Below are 23,236 nucleotides of genomic sequence, written 5' to 3'. Positions count from 1 at the left end.
CCGAATTCAACAAGGAGCGATACCATGGAAAGACGGAAATTTCTCACGGTCGGCGCGGCCGGCCTGGCAGCGCCGCTGGCGACGCCGGCGATCGCGCAGGATATCCGCCAGTGGAAAATGGTCACGGCATGGCCGAAGAATCTGCCGGGTCCTGGTGTCGCCGCCCAGATGCTGGCGGACCGTATCACCACGCTCTCCGGCGGTCGGATCGAGGTGAAGCTCTTTGCCTCCGGCGAGTTGGTGCCGGGCAACGGCGTCTTCGATGCGGTCAGCGAAGGCACGGCGGAACTCTATCACGCTGTTCCCGCCTATTGGGGGTCGAAGTCGAAGGGTATTCTGCTCTTCGGATCGCAGCCCTTCGGCCTGCGCGCCGATGAACAGGTCGGCTGGTTGGCCCATGGCGGCGGTCAGGCCCTCTACGACGAGATGTATGGCCGGTTCGGCATCAAGCCGTTCCTCTGCGGAAATTCGGGCCCGCAATGGGGTGGCTGGTTCCGCACCGAGATCAATTCGGCGGAAGATCTGAAAGGGCTGAAATTCCGCACCACCGGCCTGGCTTCCGAAATGTGCGCGCGGATCGGAATGGCCTCGGAGGCGATGAGCGGCCCCGCCATGTTCCAGGCGCTGCAGACCGGCGCACTGGATGCCGGCGAATTCATCGGTCCGTGGACCGACAGCGCGCTCGGCTATCAGCAAGTGGCCAAGAATTATTACTGGCCCGGCGTCGGCGAGCCGTCTTCGGCGGAGGAATGCGGTGTCAACGCCGCCGCATTCGAGGATTTGCCGGACGACCTGAAACAGGTCGTGCAGCTTGCCTGCGAAAGCCTCTACAATGCGGTCTGGACGGAATACACCACCAAACATGCCATCGCGCTGAAGAAGCTGGTCGAGGAGGACGGCGTGCAGGTTCGCATGTTCCCGCAGGATGTGCTCGACACCATGGGAGCTGCTGCCAAGGAGGTGATCGGCGAACTGCGCGAGAACGAGGATGAGCTGGTGCGCCGCATCACCGAGAGCTTCGTGGCGTATCGTGACAGTGTGGGTGGCTACATGACCTACGCCGACAATGGGCAGATGAACGCCCGCGCCGACGTGTTCGGCTACTGAAGCCAATGGCGCGCGGTCGGGAATGTTCGATCGCGCGCCATCGTCCCGAAAAGGATAGGCCATGCGGCGCTTTGCGCAGCTTATCGATGCGATGAACCGATGGCTGGGCCTGACGCTGCGCTGGCTGGCGCTGCTGATGGTGCTGGTGCAGTTCGCCATCGTCGTCGGCCGGTACGTCTTCGGCGTCAATTCCATCGCCGCGCAGGAAAGCGTCCTCTATCTGCACGGCGCCCTTTTCATGCTGGCGGCGGGCTATACGCTGCTGGTCGACCGCCACGTCCGGGTCGATGTGTTCTATGCCGACCTGTCGCTGGCGGCGCGCCGAAGGATCGACATTGCCGGGCACCTCCTTCTTCTCCTGCCGGCAATGGCCGCCTTGTTTTGGTGGTCATGGCCATCCGTCCGCAATTCATGGAAAATTCTTGAAGGCCCGATCTCCGTTGGCGGGATCGAGGCGGTCTTCCTGTTGAAATCGCTCATCCCCGCGTTCTGCATTCTGGTGACGCTACAGTCGCTGGCGATCCTCGTGCGGCTGGTCGCCGAGGAGTTCGAGGCATGAGCGCCTATCTCGATCTGATGATGTTCGGCGCGCTGATCGTCGCGGTGCTCTCCGGGTTTCCGGTCGCCTTTGCCATTGCGGGCGTCGCGGTTCTCTTCGCCTATCTCGGATGGGCGCTCGGCGTGATGGACATCTCGCTTCTGGGCGCGTTCGGCCAGCGCGTCTTCGGACTGATCTCCAACCAGGTCCTCATCGCCATTCCGCTCTTCGTCCTTATGGGCGCGCTTCTCGAAAAGAGCCGGATCGCCGAAGACCTTCTGGACACGATGGGCCGCGCGTTCGGGCAGTTGCGCGGCGGTCTCGGCATTTCGGTGGTGCTGGTGGGCGCGCTTCTTGCCGCCTCGACGGGCATTGTCGGCGCGACCGTTGTGGCAATGGGCATGATTGCGCTGCCGACCATGCTGCGCAACGGTTACGACACGCGTATGGCGTCCGGCATCGTCTGCACGGCAGGAACGCTCGGACAGATCATCCCGCCTTCCACCCTTCTCATCATCCTTGCCGACGTGATGTCGAATGCCTATCAGCAGGCGCAGTACGAGCAGGGAAAGTTCACGGTCGAGACGCTGTCCGTCGGCCAGTTCTTCGCCGCGGCGCTGGTGCCGGGCCTGCTGCTTGTGGCGCTCTATCTCGTCTACATCCTGCTGCGTGGCCTTGTACGCCCACAGGACATGCCTCCGGCGGCCGAGGAGCTGCAGCGGCCGTCCCGCTCGGAAATTCTCAGCGCGATCGTGCCGCCCGTTCTGCTGATCTTCGCTGTTCTGGGATCCATCCTCGCCGGAATCGCGACGCCCACCGAAGCGGCTGCCGTCGGGGCGATCGGTGCACTTCTGATGGCAGGGGTTCGGATCGGCCAATGGCGTTACCTGATCCTCACGGGCGCCTGCGCGCTTATCGCGCTCGCCCTGGCCGCGGGAATGTTTCCGGTGCGCTTGCAACGCAACGACCTCGGCCTGATCGCCCTGATCGCCGGCGGGATCTACATTCTGCTCGCCACCGTCGGCTTTGCGGGCATTGCCGCAGCCCTGCGCGGAGCGATGCGCGCCCGGATGGTTCAGGATGCGCTGACCTCGACCATGACGATGACGGCCATGATCTTCGCGACGATTCTGGCCGCCGGCATGTTCTCGCTCGTTTTCATCGGCCTCGGGGGCGAGGAGCGGGTGGCTCACTGGCTGCAGAACCTGCCGGGCGGCGCAACGGGGGCATTGCTCGTCACCATGCTCGTGGTGTTCGTGATGGGGTTCTTTCTGGACTTCGTCGAGATTTCTGTGATCGTACTGCCGCTCGTCACGCCAACGCTCATCCTGCTGGGCCACGACCCGATCTGGCTGGGCATCATCCTTGCCATCAACCTGCAGACATCGTTCCTGACGCCGCCTTTCGGGTTTTCGCTGTTCTATCTGCGCGGGGTCGCGCCCGCCAGCGTGACGACGGGCGACATCTATCGCGGCGTGATGCCCTTCATCCTGCTACAGGCCATCGGCGTGGCGCTGATCTGGGCGCTTCCGGCACTGGCGACATGGTTGCCGGCAAGGATGTTCTGAAAGGGCGTCCGCAACGACCTGGCGAACGGGTATCGAACGGAGTAGCAGCAGAGTGGCGGAGATGGTGCCGCTTGCGTGACTCGAACACGCGACCTCCGCATTACGAATGCGATGCTCTACCAACTGAGCTAAAGCGGCTATCCGGCCCGGCGCAGCGCACGGCGCGAATGTGCGGCGTGATAGACGGATGTTTCGTCGGTTTCAAGCGGCAAAATGCATTCCCCTGGGATCGGAGCCGATCGCAACGAGTGTTCCTCGTCGCCACTGGAGAAATACAACCATAGAGAGTATAAACAGAAAATACAATTAAAATACGTTTTGTTAAGGTTCGTTTGCCAGTCTGCCTCCATGGAAACCGTGGCTCGAAGGGGTGGCTGGCACGATGTTCTGGACGAAGCGGCCTATCGGTGGCCTGACCGAAGATTTGTGGTTGGAGGAGAAGCCGCTGGCGCTGGAGCCGCGCATTCTTCTCGATGCGGCCATGGCGGAAACAGCGGTAGCATTGCACGATGCGGGTGACGGTTCCGGCCCTGCCGGGTCGCATGGCGACACCGCTCTGCTGAACGCGCTCGGCGCATTCAGTGCGCCGGCATCGCAACCAGAAATCGTCGTCGACGCCGATGGCAGCGGCACCGACGCGTCGGGCCTTTATGTCGCGACCTATTATGAGAATGGCGACCCGGTCGCAGTGAGCGATTCCGATATCCGGATCACAGCCGATAGCGGCGTTGCACACGCCATCGTTACGCTTACCAATGCCGAGTCGACCGACAAGCTGGAGGTTTCGATCCCCAATTCGCTCGGCATCGGCGCCTATCGAAGCCTGGGCGCCGGTACGATCACCTTCTACCTGTCCGGCGATGCGACAAATGCGCAGTGGGCGGAGGCATTGCAGCATATCCGGTTCCGCGCCGATTCCGAAGATCCGAGCGATACGCAGCGCCTTATCTCCCTGCAGATCCAGGACAAGACTGGCGCGTTTTCGCCGATCGTCACCACCGCGATCGATGTCGTGCCTGTGGAAGACAAGCCCGTCGTCGATCTCGACCCCGGCGATCGGACGGTGATCGGTATCGATTATCGCGGCGTCTTCGTTGAGGGCGACGACCCCGTAAGCGTCGGCCATCCGACCGGCGGGGTGTCGATCGTGGATGTCGACGATGCGGAAATAACCAGTCTTCGGGTCACGCTGACCAATGCGGCCGATGGCGATGCGCTGCTTTTCAGCGGCGTGTTGCCTTTGGCTCTTTCGATCGACCCGTCCTCCACTTCCACCGACATGCTCATTACGGGTTCGGCGTCCAAATCCATCTATCAGGACGTGCTTGAGGCCGTCCGTTTCACGAACACGAGCGACGATCCGGATACCACGACCCGCCAAATTCATGTGTCGGTCGATGACGACACCACCGATTCACCCACCGCCAAGGCGTTCATAGAGGTGCAGGGGCGGAACGACCCGCCGGTTCTCGTGTCGCCGATCGACGATCAGCTTGCCGTGGACGCCGACGGTATCGGCACGATCTCTGTCGCGGCCGTCTTCACCGATGTGGATGACGGGGCGCTGACCTATTCGCTCGGCGCCGACGCGCCCAACTGGCTGGCCATCGATGTGACGACCGGACTCGTCAGCAATAACGCGTCCATTCCCATCGATGCCAGCCAGCAGACCAACAGAACCGGCAATCCGCCCGGCACCTACACGGTCATGGTAACGGCGACCGACCAAGGTGGCGCAACCGCGACGGATACGTTCGATATCGTCGTCACCAATCCCGAACCCGTGGCGACCGCCGACCGCTTCACGATCAGCGAAGATGACGGCGTACTGGCTGGCAACGTCATGGCGGACAATGGTGGTGGCGCCGATGCCGATCCGGATGGCGATCCGCTTTCCGTGACGGCCGTTGCCGGCGATGCGTCTCATGTCGGACAGACGATTGCAGGTAGCGGCGGCGGGCTGTTTACGATCCAACCGGACGGCGGCTTCACTTTCGACGGCAATGGCGATTTCCAGCACCTGAGCGATGGCCAGAGCGCGGTAAGCTGGGTGACCTACCGGATCACCGATGCGGATGGCGCCAGCAGCGCAACCCTCGTTGAGGTGACCGTCCAGGGCGCAAATGACAGCCCGACCACCAATGGAGACATCGCGGACCGTATCGGTTGGGACAGCGAAACCGTCGCACCGGTCGATCTGTCCGTTTTCTTCGCGGATATCGACAGCGGCGACAGCCTCATCTTTTCGGGGACCGGGCTGCCGCCGGGGCTCGTCATCGATCCGGCGACCGGAGTTCTTTCCGGCACATTGGCGGCGAATGCCTCGCAGACCGGCAATGCCGGCGCGCCTACCGACGGGCTCTACAGCGTGACCGTCACGGCGACGGACAAAGCAGGTGAAACGGCCGCCCAGAGCTTCCTCTACAAGATCGGCAATCCCGATCCGATCGCAACGGACGATACGCTCGTCGTGACCGATCAGGGTGCTGGCAGTATCAATCTGATCACCGGCGATACCGGCAATGGCGTCGACACCGATCCCGATGGCGATGCGCCGCTGACGCTCGCTGCCATCGATGGGAACGAAAGCCTGATCGGAACGAGCTTTGCCGGTACCGGTGGCGGTCTTTTCACCGTCGCGGCGAACGGCACGTTTTCTTTCGATACCAATGGCGATTTTACTAGTCTGCCGAAGGGCGACAGCGTGACAACGTCCTTCACCTACCGATTGAGCGATGGCGAAGGCGGGGCGAGCATCGCAACGGTGACAGTCGTCGTGGTCGGCGAGAATCAGCCGCCGGAACCGCGCGACCCGAGTGGCGGCACGCCCGGCGATCCGACAGCCTATATTCCAGTTCAATCGCTGCTCGATGGGCAAACCGCGCCGGCGCTCGACCTCACGCCCTTCGCAAGCGATCCGGATCGCGGCGATACGCTGACCTTTACCATCGACGAAGCGGCGCTGCCGGACGGGCTCAGCTTCGACGGTACGACCATCACCGGGACGATCTCGCCGGATGCGAGCCAGAGCGGCACCGATCCGCTGAGGCCCGGCATCTACAGCATTCCGCTGACCGTGACGGACAGCCATGGCGCTTCCTTCTCCACCTGGGTGGTCTACGATGTCTCAAACGTGCCGCCCATCGCCGCCGATAACAGCTCGTCCGGTGACGCGGTTGTCGTTCAAAGCGGCAATGTCATCACCGACGCCGATGGGCCGGATCGCGACGGTCCTCCCGACGCGGACCCGCTGATCGTCACTCAGATCGTTCCGGTCGATCCCGCAAGTGGCAAGCCGCTGATCGATCCGACCACAAATCTGCCATTCGCGCCGATCGATATGCCGGCCAGCGGATCGGCAGCCGTCAGTCTCGCTTATGGCGAACTTACGATGGCGGCCGACGGCTCGTGGCAGTTCGTTCCCAATGCGAAGGCCGGCGACTTGCCGCCTGGAACGAGCAGCGAACTGGCAATTGCTTATCGCATTGATGACGGGCAGGGCGGAACGGACACCGCCGTCCTGACCATCCTGATTGAAGTCGATGGCGATGGAGCCGGAAAGCCCCCCGAAGATCCGGACGATCCGGGCGCCGATGCCGATGGCGGTCTCGAACTTTCATCCGGCAAGACGCTCGGCATCCTGGATGTCGTCGATGGCAACCAAACGTTCCTGGAAGCCCTTCTCCAACGGCAGCGAGATTTGAGCGAGGGCGACGCCGCCCTCTATCGCGGTGCCGAAGCGGACGTTGCGACGGGCGGCGGACCGGCCGACAAGCTGACCGTCCGTTCGTTGGTCTGGCGCGATACGGTCTATGTCGAACTGCTCGGTCCAGTCACGCAGTGGTCGGCGACCGACGGCACCGGACAGAATCTGCCGGCCTGGATCCGGCAAACGGACACCAATCTGATCGCCATCGCTTCCGGTCATGAGCAGGGCGCCAATTCCATCGTCGTCAAGGCCGCAATGCAGGATGGAAGGGTTTTCAGCCTGCCGGTGCGCGTCGACCAGACAACAGGCGATATCAGCCTTGGCCAGATCGGAGAGACCGCGCTCGCGGACAGGCCGCTATCGGACCAACTGGCCTTTGACCGCGACCGGGCGGACGCCGATCACGATGCTCTGCTGCAAGCGCTGGAGCGCTAAGGGGAAAAGGCTCTGTTCCGGGAGTATCGAACGGAGTCGCAATTTGGGGTTGTATGAGTTATGCGTAAGACAAACACTGCGTACCGTCCGTTCGGTCTGCGGATCACCGGACCGACACTTGCCGCGGCCATCGTGGTGTCGGGCTGTTCGGTAACAACGGAACCGCTTTCCTTCCTGCAGATCGAGGCGGCGGCCGACCGAAATCTAGCGTCGATCGACATCGATCAGGAGCCGATCGACGGGCCGATCGGTCTTTACGAGGCCATGGCGCGCGCGCTGAAATACAATCTCGATCACCGCGTCGAAATCATGCGGATCGCGCTGGCGCAAAAGGAAATGGCGTCTGCGACAACCGGCATGCTACCCAAATTGATGGCGAGCGCCGGTTACGACGCGCGCAGCAATGAGAACGCCTCCTATTCGCGCTCGATCTTCAGCAATTCCCTCTCGGCCGAGCCGACGACGAGCGCCGAAAAGAACAATCTCTCCGCCGATCTCAAGTTCAGCTACAACGTTCTGGATTTCGGCCTGTCCTACATTCGCGCCAAACAGGCGGCGGACAAGGCGCTGATAGCGGAGGAACTGCGCCGCCGTGTCATCGTCCGGATCGTCGAGGAGGTTCGCACCGCCTATTGGAAGGCGTTGTCCGCCGACCAACTGCTCGACGGGTTCAATCGGCTGGAAGGCCGCGTCGAAGAAACACTGGCCGACAATCGCCGGCTTCGTTCCAGCGGCCAGACGTCGCCGCTCGCGACACTGACCTATGAACGTGAACTGGTCGATATTCGTCGCGAGATCGGTCAGCTGGAACGTCAGCTCACGACCGCGAAACTCGAACTCGCCGGTCTGATGGGCCTGAAGCCGGGTACGCCATACAAGATTATCGAACCCAAACGCACCATCGTCGATCTCGACACGCAGCTTCAGGATATCGACGCCCTGTTGCGTATCGCGATGACCAATCGCTCCGAATTCCGCGAAATCCTCTATAAGGAACGGATCAACGAGGCCGAAACCAGGGCCGCCCTTCTGCAAGCGCTGCCGACAGCCTCGCTCACGGCGGGCATCGCCTATGATAGCAACGACCTTCTCTACAATTCCAACTGGGCGCTGCTGGGCACCCGTGTTGGCTGGAACGCGATGAAACTCTTCCATTATCCCGCGCGGCGAAACATGGTGAAGGCCGATCGCAAGCTTTTGACCGCGCAGGAAAAGGCGTTGACGATGGCCATCGTTACCCAGGTCTATGTCGCCAAGGCCCGCTATGCCCATCTGCGGCGCGAAGCGATCGATACGGCGGAATTTCTGGATATTCAGCGCCAGATCCTACGGCAGATGCAAGCGGGTATGGCGGCATCGACCCAATCGCAGCAGACGTTGATTCGCGAAGAGATGAACACGCTCGTCGCGTCCAGCCGCTTCGATGTCGCCTATGCCGATCTGCAGACGGCGTTCGCCAATGTCTATGCGGCGCTCGGGCTCAATCCGTGGGATGAAGATGTCGATCTAGACTCCAGCCTGACCGAGATCGCAGCCGCCCTTCGTCTAGCCTGGCGCAACCGGGGCGATCTGGATGGCTGAACCCGTCAAACGGTCCGGAGCGTAGCCCTATCTGGGTCGCTCAATCTTGTTTATACCTGCGCCTCCAGCAAATATTGGTTGGGAATGAAACTGGAGGATTGGCTTGGACGCGATCGGCAAGGCCATCAGAACGGCTCTCGCAAAGGGCAACGCGGCCGATCCGGCCCACCGGGAACGTGTGTATCAATCCGCGCAGCACGCGCTTGAAAGCGCGCTGGACAAGGAGGGCGTAACCGATCCGGCCATGCGGGAGGCGCGTCGTCAGCGCCTGGCCGACGCGATGGCAGAAATAGAACGGGATTATCTCCCGGCCGAAGAAAGGCCGGCTGTGGCGCCCGAGGAGCCAGCCAAAGAGCGCGCCGAGCCGGCATTCGATCTGCCGGAGAGCCATGTCGATATGACCGCCTCGCAGCAATGGACCGCCACCGTTGAACCCGATAAGCGACAGTCGCCGGCCACCGGGCGCCGGGAGCCATCGCTCGACGATCCGCATAGCCTGGCGAGTGAACCCCGCAGCGAAGCCGAAATCTATCCCGATCCGGTTCGTGACGGTGTCGCAGAGCGCGAGCCGGTCGCAGGAACGCGTAGATCGCGTGGGAGCCGCCGGAAGAATCGGGATCGGGAAAGCGATGGTCGGCCGCGGCGCAAGCCCTTTGTCTGGCTTCTGTTGATATCGACTCTCGTCGTTTTCGGTATCCTGGGGGTCGGTTTCTGGATGATTTCCAACGCCGATTACGAATTCGTGCTCGAACAGTTCCTGCAGGAGACCGAACCGGGCGAGGATTACACGCCTGAAGCACGGCTTGGCGGCGCGACCGACGATCGGACGCAGTTCGTGCTTTACGATGCTGGAGACCGTTCGGAGCCCAGAACACAGGGCAATCTTGAGACCTCGATTGTCGAAACGGGCCAGGCGATGGCGCTGCGCGTAACCGGCGGTGGTTCCGAGGACGACGCACTCATCGTTCCGATCAGCGAGACGCAGCTTTCCGAGCTTTCCGGCCTGCCATTCACCGTGGCGGTGCGGGCCAGCTCAAAGGCCGAGAACGGGGCGTCCCTCCTCGTTTCCTGCGATTTCGCCGGTCTCGGTGATTGCGGCAACCGTCGCTACCAGGTGGAGGCGACAGCGGGCGATCTTCTGTTCGCCGGCACGATGGGCGATGGGTCGCCCGATGGCGAGGGTCAGATCCGGATCGCCGTGCCCGATAGCGGCAGTGAGATCGATCTGCTCAGTGTGGTTCTGTTGGTCGGCGACACGTAAACCGCCCTGTCAGGCGGGCCTGACGCGCGACGCCTTGCCGCGATTTTCATCGAGCAGGCGCTTCAGATTGTCGAGCGTGTCCGCTTCGGCGCTCGGCTTGTCCCAACGCAGGCGTGACACGCGCGGAAAGCGCATGGCGACGCCGCTCTTGTGCCGGCTCGACGATTGCAGCCCCTCGAAGGCGATTTCCAGAACAAGGCCGCTTTCCGGTGTCGCCTTGACCGACCGCACCGGACCGAAACGGTCGACCGTATTGTCGCGGACATATTTGTCGATCTGCTTCAGCTCGGCGTCGGTAAAGCCGAAATAAGCCTTGCCGACCGGCACCAGAATCTGTCGATCCTCCTCATCCAGTGTCCAGACGCCGAATGTGTAGTCCGAATAGAAGCTCGACCGTTTGCCATGGCCGCGCTGGGCATACATCAGCACTGCGTCGACGGTGAACGGATCGCGCTTCCATTTGAACCATTCGCCCTTGGGCCGGCCCGGCACATAGGCGCTTTCGTGCCGCTTTATCATCACCCCCTCGATGATCGGATGAGGCGGGTTTTCGCGCAAATCGTTCAGTTCGCCCCAATCGGCGAAGGCGATCTGGTCGGAAATATCGAACCGTGATGGATCGAGCCTGGCGATGAACGCCTCCAGCTTCCTGCGTCGCTCCGTAAAGGGCAGGGCGCGCAAATCCTCTTCACCTTCGGAGAGAAGATCGTAGGCCCGCACGAACACCGGATGGCTCTTCATCAGCTTGGCCGAAACCGTCTTGCGGTTGAGCCGCTGCTGCAGGTCGGAAAACGTGCCGACAGCCTGCTGATCGTCATGGCTTTCGGGATGGCCGACAAGCAGTTCGCCATCGATCGATCCTTCGAAATCCATCGCTTCCAGCAGATCGGGAAAGCTGTGGCCGATATCGTCGCCCGTCCGTGAATAGACCCGTCGCCGCTCGCCTTCGGCGACGAGCTGCACGCGGATGCCGTCCCACTTCCACTCCGCCGCGTAGGTCTCCGGTACGATTTTATCGTAATCCGGCTCTTCCAGCGCGGTTGCCAGCATGACGGGGCGGAACAGCGCCAGCGCGCCATGCTCCGGCTTGTCGGCGCGCCCTTCCAGCCAGGCGAAGAGGTCTTCATAGGGCAGCTCGAGGCCGTGCCACATCTCCTCGATCTCGGTGACATCCTTGTCGCCGAATTGCGCCAGCGCCTGTTTGGCGAGCCGGGCCGAGACGCCGATCCGCATGCCGCCGGTAAAGAGCTTGATCGCCGCGTAGCGCCCGGACGAATCCAGCCGGTCGAGGAGGTCGGTCAGAACCGCCGGCCCATCGGATCGCGTTGTTTCGAGAAATGTTTCCACGACCTCGCTAAGTGAGGGGTCGCGATTGGCGCGCACCGGCTCTTCCGGCTCCGGCCAGACCAGAGAGACCGTTTCGGCCAGATCGCCGACATAGTCGTAGGAATAGCCGAACAGAACCTCATCCATCCGCTCCGTGATGAGCGCGCGCAAAATGCCGGGTTTGACGCCTGGAATGTCGAGATCGCGCGTGATGGCCGCCAGCGCGTAGCCGCGGTCGGGATCGGGCGTCGCGCCGAAATAGTCGACCAGAAGCCGGATCTTGCCATTGCGCGATGGCGTTAGGACGAGCCGGTCGAGAAGTTCGGCGAACGGTTTCATGCCCGCTTCTCCATCCCTTACGGCACCAGCTCGATCACCTGGAAATAGGTCGGGTCCGGCTCGGTCATGCCGCGCTGGTTGATGTCGATGAGATAGATGCGCCGCCCATCGGTCACGACCCGGCCGACGACATTGCCGAAATTGGGATTGAACCGGTCGACCGGCCGATCCGGATCGTAGGGCTGCGCCAGGCTGCCCGAAGGCGCGCTGCGCCCGGCAAACGCCACATCGCCATCGTTGAACTCCAAAAGCGTCGCATTGAGGTTCTGTCCTGTCAGCTTGAGGATCACGAGATCGCCGAGCCGGTCGCGCTCCACGCGGCAGCGATGGGTGCCGATATATTGCCGCGTATTCTCCAGAAAGCCGTACCAGACCACATTGCATTCGTAGCGGCCGGGGCGCACGGCGCTGAGCCGGGTGGAGCCGCCCCGCAGGCCGCTCAGAACGGTTTCGGCGAGACCGCCCGGCGTCCAGCCGCCAGCCTGCAGATCCGCGAGCGTCGCCCGCACCCGGTTGGGCAGGGCCAGCAGTTCGGCGCGATCCTCCGCCGTCAACGGGAAAGGCTCGCCCGAAAAAACGAGATCTTCCGTTGGATCCGGCGATGCAGTGTCGGCCTCGGCATCAGCGGTTGCGGGCCGGGCGGGACCGGTCGCCGCCGCTTTGAGCGGCGCAGACAGGACGACCGTGTCGCTCGCCTTGTCGTAAAGGCAGATGCGCGTCTGGCGGACGCCGTTCTCGCGGACACCCTCGATCATGGCATAGGCGCGGGTGGCATCGCCCGTCGCGTCGAGCGCGACGGTTGCATCCTCGATGGGTTGCGCAGCTTCCAGGCAGGCGGCCTCGATCCGCAGCGCCAGCGCTTCGATATTGACGGTCGGCTCGGGAAGGGATTGTGCCGAAAGCGGCGAAGCAATGATTGCGACGCTTAGCGACAGAGCGACATAGGCGATAGATCGTCTCATTCGTTCTCGTCCTCATAACCGACCAGATGGAGCGGGCGGGCCTTGATGCCCTGAAGTTCGCACCAGCGGACTAGCGCTTCCTCGCGACCATGCGTCACCCAGACTTCCGAGCAGCCGGTCTCGTGAATCGTCTCGCACAGTTCGTCCCAGTCGGAGTGATCCGACAGGATGAGCGGCAGTTCGACGCCACGCTGACGAGCGCGTTGGCGAATGCGCATCCAGCCCGACGCGAAACAGGCGACCGGATCGGGAAAGCGCCGTGCCCAGCGGTCGGCAAAAGCGCTGGGCGGACCGACGATGATCGCACCGGCGAACTGGTCTTTCTGCTTGCGGTCGATTGTGGCGGGCCGCAACTCGCCAAGGTCGATCCCCTGGCTGACGTAATAGTCGCAGAGTTTCTGCATGGCGCCGTGAATGTAGATCGGTGCGTCGTGGCCGCCATCGCGCAGCATCTTGATGACGCGCTGCGCCTTGCCGAGCGCATAGGCGCCGACCACATGCGCCCGCTCGGGAAACCGGCGGACGCTTTCGATCAGCCGGGCGATTTCCTCTGTGGTATCGGGATGGCGGAAGACCGGCAGCGCGAAGGTCGCCTCGGTTATGAAGACATCGCAGGGCACGACCTCGAACGGCAGGCAAGTCGGATCCTGCCGGCGCTTGTAATCGCCCGAAGCGACGATGCGTGTGCCGTCCTTCTCAACCACAATCTGGCAGGAGCCGAGAACGTGGCCGGCGGGCCGGAACGTGATCTGGACACCGTTCAGGTCCAGCGTCTCTCCTAGCGGCGCGATCTGCCGCTCCACACAGAAATCCTCGCCATAGCGAATGGCCATGATGTCGAGTGTCTGGTCGCTCGACAGAACCTTGGTATGGCCGGGCCGGGCATGGTCGGCGTGGCCATGGGTGATGAGCGCGCGCTCCACTGGCTGCACGGGGTCGATGAAGAAATCGCCGGGCGGGCAGTAAAGGCCTTCGGGCCGCGTATGGAGCAGGTCGGATGCGCGCATCTCATGCAATATGGGAATACCGAACGTTCGAACAATCGGCTGGCATGATTGTGCGCTGCGTCATAAACCTGCGGCGGGACGCAGGAAGGGAACCGTTCGATGGCACGACGTTTCGGCGATTGGCACGCCACCGCGACGAATCATACGCCGGCGGAGGATGCGCAGGGCATCTTCACCGGTTGCGTGATGGCGGCCATCGGCGTCGCGATCCTCGCCCATCTCGGCTTCCTGACCGGTTCCACCGCCGGTCTGGCGCTCGTCATCTCCTACGCCACCGATTTCAATGTCGGGCTGGTCTATTTCATGCTGAACCTGCCATTTTACGCGCTGGCCATCTCGCAGCTGGGATGGGCGTTCACGATCAAGACCTTCCTTGCTGTCGGCCTTCTGTCCGTGCTGACATGGTTACAGCCGCGCCTCTTGCAGTTCGGTGAGATCGAGCCATTAACAGGCGCCATCGTCGCGGGGCTGCTGATCGGGTTCGGCCTGCTGGCCCTGTTCCGCCATCGGGCAAGTCTTGGCGGTGCCGGCATTCTGGCGCTCTATCTGCAGGACAGATTCGGCTGGCGTGCCGGTTTTACGCAGCTTGCCGTCGATCTTCTGGTCCTGGCGCTGGCCTTTACCGTGGCCTCGCCGATTGCGGTTCTCTATTCCGTCATCGGCGCCGTGGTGCTGAATCTCGCGCTCGCCATCAATCACCGCAACGACCGCTATGTCGCGCAGTAACCCGGCCCCTCTGACCTTTACGTAAAGGTGATGACATGGGTCCGGATCGCGGTTATTCTTTCCAGTAGCCTGTGGCGGCTGGCTGGGCGGCCGCTCTGGCTCCGAAGGGGAGGAGCGAGACGATATGAAGAAGCGGATCGGGCTTTTGCTCTCGCATCATGGCGTTGTCGCCATGCTGGTGCTGTTCGCCATCGGCGCCGGCATCGTCGCGACGCATTTCACATGGACGCTGCTGACCGTCATCCCGCTCGGCATCGCGGCACAGATGACCAATGAATATCTGATTCACCGCTTCGTCTTCCATCTGCCGCCGCCGCGTTCGCAGTTCTGGTTCGATGTCCTCTACGAAGCGCATTACGGCCATCACGATTTTCCGAGCGCCGAACGGCTTCTGTTCGTACCGGTCTGGTTCGCTATCCCGATGGCGCTGCTCAATCTCTGTGTCTTTTGGGGCGTCATGACGCTCCTGGGCGTGCCGTCGCCCTTCGTCCATGCCTCGGCGCTGGTGCTGGTCGGCGGCGTCGCCACCTTCCTTGCCTATGAATGGTTCCACATGGTCTCGCATCTGCCGGTCAAGCGCTCATGGATCGAGCAGAAGGCGGCAAGTTCCCACGCGCAGCACCATTTCCGCGATTTCACGAAAAACTACCATGTGACGCCCGGCGGTGAGGTGGTCGATCATCTCTTCGGCACGGCCATCAGCGCCGACGAACTGCGCGAGAGGAGCCGCGCCGAATTCATGACGACCCTTGGTCTGCGGCCGGACGATCCTAGGCTCCTGTCGGCGCGGGCCCGCATCGCCCGGCGCATGGGCGTCGAGGTGGACGCCATCGCCCGCCAGTCGCGGGTGCCCGATCGCGTGGGACAGGGGCGGACGGCCTGACAGCACAGCCAGCTCAGCCTCGGTCGCGCCGATTGGGGGCTTGGACGAGGCCGCATTGCCTGTCACTGTCCGGTCCGGAACAGCGGCAGGAGGCTTCGCGACAGAATGGGACTGCTTGTTTCTCTGCTGACCGGTTTGCTTTTTTTGGCGGCGGCGGTCGCGCTCGTCCTTACTACCTACGCCTTGGCGCGGCGCTTCATGCCGGAACAGGACGACAAGACGGCCGATGCCGCATCTTCCATTGGGTTTCGGATCGCCGCCCTGCATGGGCTGATCTTGGCGCTGGTTTACGCCCAGGAACTGGACGACTACAAAACCGTCCGCCAGATCCTGACCAATGAGGCGGTCGCGATCGCCGACATCTTCAACGATATGCGCCGCTTCGGCGGAGCGGAGGTCGAGACGGTGCAGGCCGGTCTGGCCGACTATCTACAGATTGCCGCGACCGATGAACTTGGCAGTCTCGGCGATGGCGACGGCCTTCTCCTGGCCGGCTGGCGGCGGTGGGAGAACGTCTATGAAAACCTCCTCAATCTGGAGTCGGAGAACGAGCGGCAGCGCTTCCTGCAGCAAACCATGCTGGACCGGTCCAAACAGATCGCGTCGTTTCGGCAACAGCGGGAGGCAGCGGCCAGCGACAATTATTCAAGCCTGTTCTGGGGACCGGCCATCATCGGGGTGATCCTTCTGGCGATCCCCTATTACGTCTTCCGGCCCACAAGGAGCCATCTCTTCCTGCTCGGTGTCTTCGGCCTCTATTCCGGCGTTATCCTCTTTTTCATCTACGCCTTCGCCAATCCGTTTCGCGAGCCGGGCAAGCTGATCGCTCCGACGATGAACGAGCTGCTGGACGGTGAGATCGGCGCTGCGCAGCGCCTTTCGATCCTGCGTTTGGAAGAGCACAGCATCGCAATCGGTTAAGGTTGAGACGCAAGCGCTTTCCACGCACCGATGCGTTGCCTATCTCACGTCGGTGGAACAGAAGCCGATCACGACGAAAGAGAAGCGCGCTTCGGCGCATCTGCCGGAACCCTTTCTGCGCTGGTTCGCCGGTCGGGGCTGGTCGCCGCGCACCCATCAGCTCGATCTGCTCGCCCGTGCGCAGGCCGGCAAATCGGTTCTGCTGATCGCCCCGACCGGGGCCGGCAAGACGCTGGCCGGCTTCCTGCCCTCGCTGGTCGATCTGCATGAGCGCGGCAGACGGAAACCCGGTTCGCCGGACGCGAAGGGCATTCACACGCTCTACATTTCCCCGCTGAAGGCGCTTGCGACAGATATCGAACGCAATCTGAGGACGCCGGTGGAGGGCATCGGCCTTCCGGTCGATATCCAGACCCGCACCGGCGATACCCCCGCCTCGAAACGCAAACGCCAGAAAAGCAACCCGCCCGATATTCTGCTGACGACGCCGGAGCAACTGGCGCTGCTCCTCAGCCACGCTGACAGCGCTCATTTTTTCGGCGATTTGCGCTTTGTCGTGCTCGACGAACTGCATTCGCTGGTGACGAGCAAGCGCGGCCATCTGCTGTCGCTCGGCCTGGCGCGGCTCCGAAAGATCAACCCGGACCTGCAAACCATCGGCCTGTCGGCCACCGTCGCCTGGCCGGACGACCTGCGCCGCTGGCTTGTCGGGCAGGACGGCAGCGATCCGCCGCCGATGAGCGAGATCATCGAAGTGGCCGGCGGGGCCAAGCCGAATATCCAGATCCTGCAATCGGACGATCGCGTGCCCTGGGCCGGCCACTCAGCCAAATACGCGCTGCCCGAGGTGATGGAGGCGATCAAACGACACAAAACGACGATCCTCTTCGTCAACACCCGCAGCCAGGCGGAATCGCTCTTCGCCGAACTCTGGAAGACCAATGAGGACAGCCTGCCCATCGCGCTGCATCACGGCTCGCTCGATGTCGGCCAGCGCCGCCGCGTCGAGGCCGCGATGCAGGCCGGCAGCCTTCGCGCGATTGTGGCCACGTCCACGCTCGATCTCGGGATCGACTGGGGCGATGTCGATCTGGTGGTCCATGTCGGCGCGCCGAAGGGCGCCAGCCGTCTGGCCCAGCGGATCGGCCGGTCCAACCACCGGATGGACGAGCCGTCCGAGGCGATCCTTGTGCCGGCCAACCGTTTCGAGGTGATGGAATGCGAAGCGGCGCTCGAAGCGAATTATCTCGGCCATCAGGACACGCCGGCGCTCAGCGACGGCTCGCTGGACGTGCTATGCCAGCATATTCTGGGCATGGCCTGCGCCGACCCGTTCGATGCCGCCGCGCTTTATGATGAGATCACATCCGCCGCCCCCTATAGCCGTCTCGACTGGGAGCTTTTCGAACAGGCGGTCGATTTCGTCGCAACCGGCGGCTATGCGCTCCGCGCCTATGATCGCTACGCGAAGATCAGACGCACGAAGGAAGGGCTGTGGCGCGTCGCCAACCCGCGTACCGCCCAGCAATACCGCATTAATGTCGGCACCATCGTCGAAGCCAATCCGATGACGATCCGCCTGGTGAAGGCGCGGCGGCGCGGCCCGGTGCGCGGCGGCCTCGTGCTCGGAAAGATCGAGGAGGCGTTTCTGGAAAGCCTGACGGCGGGCGACACCTTCATCTTCGCCGGGCGGACGGTGCGTTTCGAGGCAATCGTCGAACAGGAATGCCTGGTGACCGACGCCGAATCGGAAGACCCGCGCATTCCGGCCTATGGCGGCAGCAAGTTTCCGCTAACGACCTATCTGGCCGAGGTGGTGCGCGCCATGCTGGCCGATCCCGAGCGCTGGGCGGACCTGCCCGATCAGGTCTCAGACTGGCTGCGCCTGCAGGAGGAGCGCAGTGTCATTCCGCCGCCGGACCGGCTTCTGATCGAGACATTTCCGCGCGGCAAGCGTCATTATCTCGTCGCCTACGCCTTCGAGGGCCGTCTGGCGCACCAGACGCTCGGCATGTTGCTGACCCGCCGCATGGCGCGCGCCGGTGCCCGCCCGTTGGGATTCGTCGCGTCCGACTACACGCTCTGCATCTGGGCGCATGGCGATCTGACGGCGATGATCGAAAGTGGCGAACTCGATCTCGCCGCGCTGTTCGACGAGGACATGCTGGGCGACGATCTGGAAGCCTGGCTCGACGAGAGTTTCATGCTCAAGCGCACTTTCCGCAACTGCGCCCTGATCGCCGGGCTGATCGACAAGCGTCACCCCGGACAGGAAAAGAGCGGGCGCCAGGTCACGGTCTCGACCGATCTCATCTATGACGTGCTGCGCACCCACGAGCCGGACCACATCGTCCTGAAGGCGACGCGGCAGGATGCCGCGACCGGCCTCCTCGATGTGCGGCGCGTCGCTGAAATGCTCTCCCGCATCAGGGGGCGAATCATGCATAAACCGCTGGATCGGATATCGCCGCTGGCCGTACCCATCATGATGGAGATCGGCCGCGAGCATGTCGCCGGTGGCACGGATCCTCTTCTTTCCGAGCTAGCCGAAGAACTGGAGATGGAGGCGTTCGGCATTGGGCAGGCCCCTTCGGAAGGACGAACTTGAGATGACGGGCGTCGCGCCGCACCGGCTGGCGGGCCATCTCGTGCTGCTCGATCGTTCCGGCGTGATGATGCTGCCGGAAATGGATACGCTCGTTGTTGCCGACCTTCATCTGGAGAAGGGATCGAGCTTCGCCCGGCGCGGCATGATGCTGCCGCCCTACGATACGGGAGAGACTTTGAAGCGTCTCGACGCGGCGATCGATTACTGGCGGCCGGGCCGGGTGGTCGCGCTCGGCGACAGCTTTCACGACGATGGCGGCGCGGGCCGCATGAGTACCGATGACCGGCAGACGCTTCACGGTCTGATGGAAGGCCGCGACTGGATCTGGATCGCCGGCAATCACGATCCGGCCCCGCCGGAAGGGCTGCCCGGCCGGTCGATGGCGTCGCTGGCAGCCGGCAATCTGCTGTTCCGACACGAGCCGCTAGCCGGTGCCGCGGAAGGCGAGGTCGCCGGCCATCTGCATCCGGGCGCGCGTATCGTGCAGCGGGGCAGGGCGGTTCGCGCGCCGTGCTTCGCCTCCGATGGCAGTCGCATGATCCTGCCGGCCTTCGGCGCCTATGCCGGCAGCCTCAATGTTCGCCACACGGCCTATGCGGGTCTCTTCGACTGGTCGCGCTTCTGCGCCTTCATGCTCGGCGAGGAGCGCGTCTTCTGTGTGCGCGGCCAGCACCTCGTCACGGACTGATGATCTCTGACATTTGGGCTGCCTAGAGCAGAACCGCGATCGCCGCGATCAACAGCGTCGGCGCGACGGCGACGGTCACACGTAGGCGAAGCGGCAAAAACCATGCCGGCAGATCGTGCCGTTCCGCGTGGCGGCGATCCCAGAAAAAGTGCCAGACGAAAGTTACGGCCAACAGAAAAAGCGCCGGCGCGCTCGGTAGCGTCAGGCACATCCAGGCGATCAGCGAGGGCACGACCGAGGTCAGAAGTTCCCGCGCCGAGGCTTGGTCGTTTCGCGCCGTGGCAAAGCCCCATCTTATGCCGCCGAGAAAGGACAGGATGACCGCGCCGTAACCGATCAACATGATCAGGCTGCCCGAACGGGTCAGTGGCGCGATGTCGGGGAACAGGAAGAAGAGTGTGAGAACAAGAAACGGCAGATAGCCGCCGAACACCAGCAGATGGGCGGTCGCGGCGTTCTGTTCGTCGAGTTCGGTCTTATCCATGGATCGGTCTCCGCGCCGGCTCGCCCCCGGCGGCAACATAGTGCGTATCAGTCCCGTTTGAAGACGATCCGTCCGAGCCATCCGGTCACGACGGCCAGAATGACCGCCAGAAGCCCATAGATCAGCGAATTGTTCCGCGCCGCCCGGCTGATAGTCTGCTCCCAGTCGCTCTTGGCGATACGCAGCGGCAGCGACACCTGGTCGATCAGCTTGCCATTGGCGAACATGAAGGCTTCGACTACGTGAAGGCCCACGGGGATCTCGGCTGGCAGGCTGAGGCTGGCGCGGAAAAGCGGTCCGGAGAGAAACTGAACGGCATCGTCATTCTGCGTATAAAGACCGCTTTCGATACGCTGTCGGCGCAGCGCTTCGACGAAATCGGCCAGCTCGGCTTCCTTCTGCAGGGTTCCGGCGGCTATGGCCTCCACGCCGATGCCGAGATCGGTGAGAACAGTGTTGCCTGCCGGCCCGCCGATCCGACTGGACGTCGCGATGGAATAGGAGAGCGGGACATTCTTCAACTCTTCGGAATGTGTGTTGACCCAGATGCCGAAGACGCGGCTTTTCTTGCGGACAACCGCCTTCTCGCGCGGCCCTTCCAGCGTTACGGCGATCGTATAGGCGCTGTCGGTGGCCTCCGGGCTGCCCGAAGTGTTCGTCACCGCTCCGAAGACGGTCAGCACGGCGCCGGTGAAGTCTGATGTGATGAAGATCGTATCGGTGGAAAGTCCGATCTGGATCTTCGGTTGCGGACCAATGACGTCCGGGACATTCGACTGGGCAAGGGCGATGCCGGGCGCAAGCAGCCAGATCAGCAATGCGACGAGGCGGATCATCGATCAAGCGCCTCCCGTAGCGACGGAGAAGAGATCGTCCGGCGTGACCACGAGATCGAAGCCGAGTCGCAGCCCGACCAGCAGAACCAGCAGCGCCAGAAGCGCCCGCAACTGTTCGCCACGCAGCTTCTGCCCGACGAGCGCGCCATACTGCGCGCCGGCAACGCCACCGGCCATCAGCGTCACAGCAAGCACGATATCGACCGTCTGGTTTGTCACGGCATGGCTGACCGTGGTGAAGGCGGACGTAAAAACGATCTGGAAGAGCGACGTGCCGATGACGACATTGGTCGGCACCTTCAGCAGATAGATCATGGCCGGCACCATGATGAAACCGCCACCGACGCCCATGATGGCGGACAGGAACCCGACGAAGAGGCCCAGCCCGATAACGGGGATGATCGACACGAAGATACGGCTCTGGCGAAAGCGCATCTTCAGCGGCAGACCGTGAACCCAATTGTGCTCGCCGGCCCGACGCATCGGCACCTTCTTGCCACCGCGAGAGCGGCGCAACGCCTTCAGGCTTTCGGTCAGCATCAGCCCGCCGATAATGCCCAGAAAGACGACGTAGAGGAGCGAAACGACTAGATCGAGCTGACCCTGCTCTCGTAGAATGCGGAAGACCTGCGTGCCGATAAACGCCCCGATGACACCGCCCGCCAGAAGAAACAGGCCGAGCTTCACATCCACTGTGCCGCGCTTCAGATGGGCGAGCATTCCGGAAAAGGAGGAAGCGATGACCTGGTTGGCGCCGGTGGCCACGGCGACGCTCGGCGGAATGTTGTAGAAGATCAGAAGCGGGGTGATCAGGAAGCCGCCGCCCACCCCGAAAAGACCCGACAGAAAACCGACCGCGCCGCCCATCAGGACCAGAACGAGGATGTTGACGGAAATCTCCGCAATGGGAAGGTAGATGCTCACGCCACCTCGGCCAGATCGAAAAACAACGGTTTACCCGCCCCACCGGCCATCTTGATGCGCTCCCAGACGACCGGTGTCAAACGCTCTGGCCCACGACTTATAGTTTTGGTTGATTGACGCGCGCCGATAGCGCCGCTGCGCTTTCGACCCGCTCGGAATAGCGGTTCGTCAGGATGGCGTCGCGGCCGCGGACCATGAGCGTGAATTTGACGAGCTCTTCCATCACATCGACGATGCGGTTGTAATAGGGTGACGGCTTCATCCGTCCGTTATCGTCGAATTCGTCCCACGCCTTCGCGACAGAAGACTGGTTTGGGATGGTCACCATGCGCATCCATCGGCCGAGAATACGCAACTGATTGACGGCGTTAAAGCTTTGGCTGCCCCCGCAGACCTGCATCAGGGCAAGGGCGCGTCCCTGTGTGGGACGAACGCCCCCGAGCGAAAGCGGCAGCCAGTCGATCTGGGTCTTCATGATACCCGTCATCGCGCCATGTCGTTCCGGCGTACTCCACACCATGCCCTCACTCCAGAAGGCGAGATCACGAAGTTCGGCAACCTTCGGGTGATCGGGCTCGACGGAATCCGGCGCCGGCAGACCTGTCGGATCGAAGATGCGCACATCGGCGCCCATGGCGGTAAGCAGCCGTTCGGCCTCCTCCGCCGAGAAGCGCGAATAGGAGCGGTCGCGCAGCGAGCCGTAGAGAATGAGAATGCGGGGCGGGTGCCTGTCATCATTGGCCGAAGCGTAGTGCGAGAAATCGATCACCGGAAAATGCGCAGGATCGATATTGGGCAGATCGCTCAGATCAGGCATGAAACGCCCCTCTGTCGCTCGCCGGATCGGTCGATGGGACGTGGCATTCCGTCAGCCACCCGTCTGTTGGACTTCTTCGCCATCTTCCTTGACGAAGCGTTCCAGCGCCCCGGACGGCAGAAGATCAAGCACTGTCTCGCTGGGTCGGCACAGCCGTACGCCGCGCGACGAGCAGACGATCGGCCGGTTGACGAGAATCGGATTGTCCACCATCGCGTCGAGCAGCGTATCGTCGTCGACACCTGCATCGTCGAGGCCGCGTTCTTCGGCGTCGGTTCCCTTCACGCGCAAAGCTTCATGCGGCTTGATTCCGGCCGCCGCGAAGAGTGCCTGAAGCTGCGGTTTGGACCAGCCGGTCTTCAGATATTCGACGATAACCGGCTCGAAGCCGGCCTCGCGCACCATGGCCACCACATTGCGTGACGTGCCACAGGACGGATTGTGATGAATGACGATCTGCACGGCGCGGCTCCAATCGTTATGGATGCGGGCTTCGATGCTTTGGCCCGCTCTTAT

At 62.8% G+C, this 23,236-nt stretch carries 19 protein-coding genes and 1 tRNA gene; 11 read left to right on the top strand and 9 right to left on the bottom strand.

The features are described 5' to 3' along the window. The first annotated feature begins 24 nt into the window (after positions 1–24). The 3 genes from B7H23_RS01725 to B7H23_RS01715 all read left to right on the top strand — a co-directional run bounded on the left by B7H23_RS01725 (position 25) and on the right by B7H23_RS01715 (position 3,213). Entirely contained in the window at positions 25–1,107 is a 1,083-nt protein-coding gene (locus B7H23_RS01725) for a TRAP transporter substrate-binding protein (RefSeq protein ID WP_094075675.1), read from the top strand. Between the two features lie 61 nt (positions 1,108–1,168). Continuing rightward, positions 1,169–1,666 carry a TRAP transporter small permease subunit gene (locus tag B7H23_RS01720; RefSeq protein WP_094075674.1) on the top strand — a complete coding sequence of 166 codons (498 nt, stop codon included), beginning with the start codon at positions 1,169–1,171 and terminating at the stop codon, positions 1,664–1,666. Beyond that, entirely contained in the window at positions 1,663–3,213 is a 1,551-nt protein-coding gene (locus B7H23_RS01715) for a TRAP transporter large permease (protein WP_094075673.1), read from the top strand. The genes B7H23_RS01720 and B7H23_RS01715 overlap by 4 nt, the downstream gene beginning before the upstream one ends. Positions 3,214–3,275: 62 nt before the next feature. On the opposite strand, the gene B7H23_RS01710 is transcribed toward B7H23_RS01715, so the two are convergent. Further along, positions 3,276–3,351 (bottom strand) — tRNA-Thr (locus tag B7H23_RS01710). 244 nt (positions 3,352–3,595) lie between these two features. Here B7H23_RS01710 and B7H23_RS01705 point away from each other — a divergent pair. From B7H23_RS01705 to B7H23_RS01695, 3 genes are all read left to right on the top strand, one after another. Further along, entirely contained in the window at positions 3,596–7,357 is a 3,762-nt protein-coding gene (locus tag B7H23_RS01705; protein WP_094075672.1) for an Ig-like domain-containing protein, read from the top strand. Positions 7,358–7,417: 60 nt separating this feature from the next. Next, positions 7,418–8,938 (top strand): TolC family protein, encoded by a 1,521-nt coding sequence (locus tag B7H23_RS01700; protein WP_094075671.1) that lies wholly within the window; start codon positions 7,418–7,420, stop codon positions 8,936–8,938. A gap of 103 nt (positions 8,939–9,041) precedes the next feature. After that, positions 9,042–10,199 (top strand): hypothetical protein, encoded by a 1,158-nt coding sequence (locus tag B7H23_RS01695; protein WP_094075670.1) that lies wholly within the window; start codon positions 9,042–9,044, stop codon positions 10,197–10,199. A gap of 9 nt (positions 10,200–10,208) precedes the next feature. Here B7H23_RS01695 and B7H23_RS01690 read toward each other — a convergent pair whose 3' ends face one another. Genes B7H23_RS01690 through B7H23_RS01680 form a run of 3 tightly spaced genes read right to left on the bottom strand, consistent with a single transcriptional unit; the run spans position 10,209 to position 13,833 of the window. After that, positions 10,209–11,864, bottom strand: a complete 1,656-nt coding sequence (locus B7H23_RS01690) for a cisplatin damage response ATP-dependent DNA ligase (RefSeq protein ID WP_094075669.1) — start codon at positions 11,862–11,864, stop codon at positions 10,209–10,211. 17 nt (positions 11,865–11,881) lie between these two features. Then, positions 11,882–12,826 (bottom strand): hypothetical protein, encoded by a 945-nt coding sequence (locus B7H23_RS01685; RefSeq protein ID WP_094075668.1) that lies wholly within the window; start codon positions 12,824–12,826, stop codon positions 11,882–11,884. Continuing rightward, complete coding sequence (locus B7H23_RS01680; protein ID WP_094075667.1) at positions 12,823–13,833, bottom strand: ligase-associated DNA damage response exonuclease; 1,011 nt, start codon at positions 13,831–13,833, stop codon at positions 12,823–12,825. Before B7H23_RS01680 ends, B7H23_RS01685 begins: the two co-directional genes overlap by 4 nt. Before the next feature lie 99 nt (positions 13,834–13,932). On the opposite strand from B7H23_RS01680, the gene B7H23_RS01675 reads away from it, so the two are divergent. The 5 genes from B7H23_RS01675 to pdeM all read left to right on the top strand — a co-directional run bounded on the left by B7H23_RS01675 (position 13,933) and on the right by pdeM (position 19,659). Continuing rightward, positions 13,933–14,559 (top strand): YitT family protein, encoded by a 627-nt coding sequence (locus tag B7H23_RS01675; RefSeq protein ID WP_094075666.1) that lies wholly within the window; start codon positions 13,933–13,935, stop codon positions 14,557–14,559. Between the two features lie 124 nt (positions 14,560–14,683). Then, positions 14,684–15,442 carry a sterol desaturase family protein gene (locus B7H23_RS01670; protein WP_094075665.1) on the top strand — a complete coding sequence of 253 codons (759 nt, stop codon included), beginning with the start codon at positions 14,684–14,686 and terminating at the stop codon, positions 15,440–15,442. Between the two features lie 105 nt (positions 15,443–15,547). Next, positions 15,548–16,363 carry a bestrophin-like domain gene (locus B7H23_RS01665; RefSeq protein WP_094075664.1) on the top strand — a complete coding sequence of 272 codons (816 nt, stop codon included), beginning with the start codon at positions 15,548–15,550 and terminating at the stop codon, positions 16,361–16,363. A 67-nt stretch (positions 16,364–16,430) separates the two neighbouring features. Continuing rightward, positions 16,431–18,971, top strand: coding sequence for a ligase-associated DNA damage response DEXH box helicase (locus B7H23_RS01660; protein ID WP_094076806.1), 2,541 nt, complete (start codon positions 16,431–16,433; stop codon positions 18,969–18,971). Position 18,972: 1 nt separating this feature from the next. Next, positions 18,973–19,659 (top strand): ligase-associated DNA damage response endonuclease PdeM, encoded by a 687-nt coding sequence (gene pdeM, locus B7H23_RS01655; protein WP_094075663.1) that lies wholly within the window; start codon positions 18,973–18,975, stop codon positions 19,657–19,659. 22 nt (positions 19,660–19,681) lie between these two features. Here the strand turns inward: pdeM and B7H23_RS01650 are convergent, their stop codons facing one another. The 5 genes from B7H23_RS01650 to arsC all read right to left on the bottom strand — a co-directional run bounded on the left by B7H23_RS01650 (position 19,682) and on the right by arsC (position 23,182). Continuing rightward, entirely contained in the window at positions 19,682–20,143 is a 462-nt protein-coding gene (locus tag B7H23_RS01650) for a DUF3429 domain-containing protein (protein WP_158215739.1), read from the bottom strand. Positions 20,144–20,190: 47 nt separating this feature from the next. Further along, positions 20,191–20,979: a TIGR02186 family protein gene (locus B7H23_RS01645; protein WP_094075661.1), complete on the bottom strand. Its 789-nt coding sequence runs from the start codon at positions 20,977–20,979 to the stop codon at positions 20,191–20,193. Positions 20,980–20,982: 3 nt separating this feature from the next. Continuing rightward, on the bottom strand, positions 20,983–21,903 hold the full coding sequence (locus B7H23_RS01640) for a sulfite exporter TauE/SafE family protein (RefSeq protein ID WP_094075660.1): 921 nt from the start codon (positions 21,901–21,903) through the stop codon (positions 20,983–20,985). A gap of 97 nt (positions 21,904–22,000) precedes the next feature. Beyond that, the gene (gene arsH / locus B7H23_RS01635) at positions 22,001–22,720 is read right to left on the bottom strand and encodes an arsenical resistance protein ArsH (protein WP_094075659.1); all 720 of its coding nucleotides are present in this window, start codon (positions 22,718–22,720) and stop codon (positions 22,001–22,003) included. Between the two features lie 51 nt (positions 22,721–22,771). Next, positions 22,772–23,182, bottom strand: a complete 411-nt coding sequence (gene arsC / locus B7H23_RS01630) for an arsenate reductase (glutaredoxin) (protein ID WP_094075658.1) — start codon at positions 23,180–23,182, stop codon at positions 22,772–22,774. Between the last annotated feature and the right edge of the window lie 54 nt (positions 23,183–23,236).

The organism is Notoacmeibacter marinus, assembly GCF_002238045.1.
Taxonomy (GTDB): domain Bacteria; phylum Pseudomonadota; class Alphaproteobacteria; order Rhizobiales; family Rhizobiaceae; genus Notoacmeibacter; species Notoacmeibacter marinus.
Note: the sequence above shows the minus strand (reverse complement) of the source record. Positions and strands in the feature narration are given on the sequence as shown.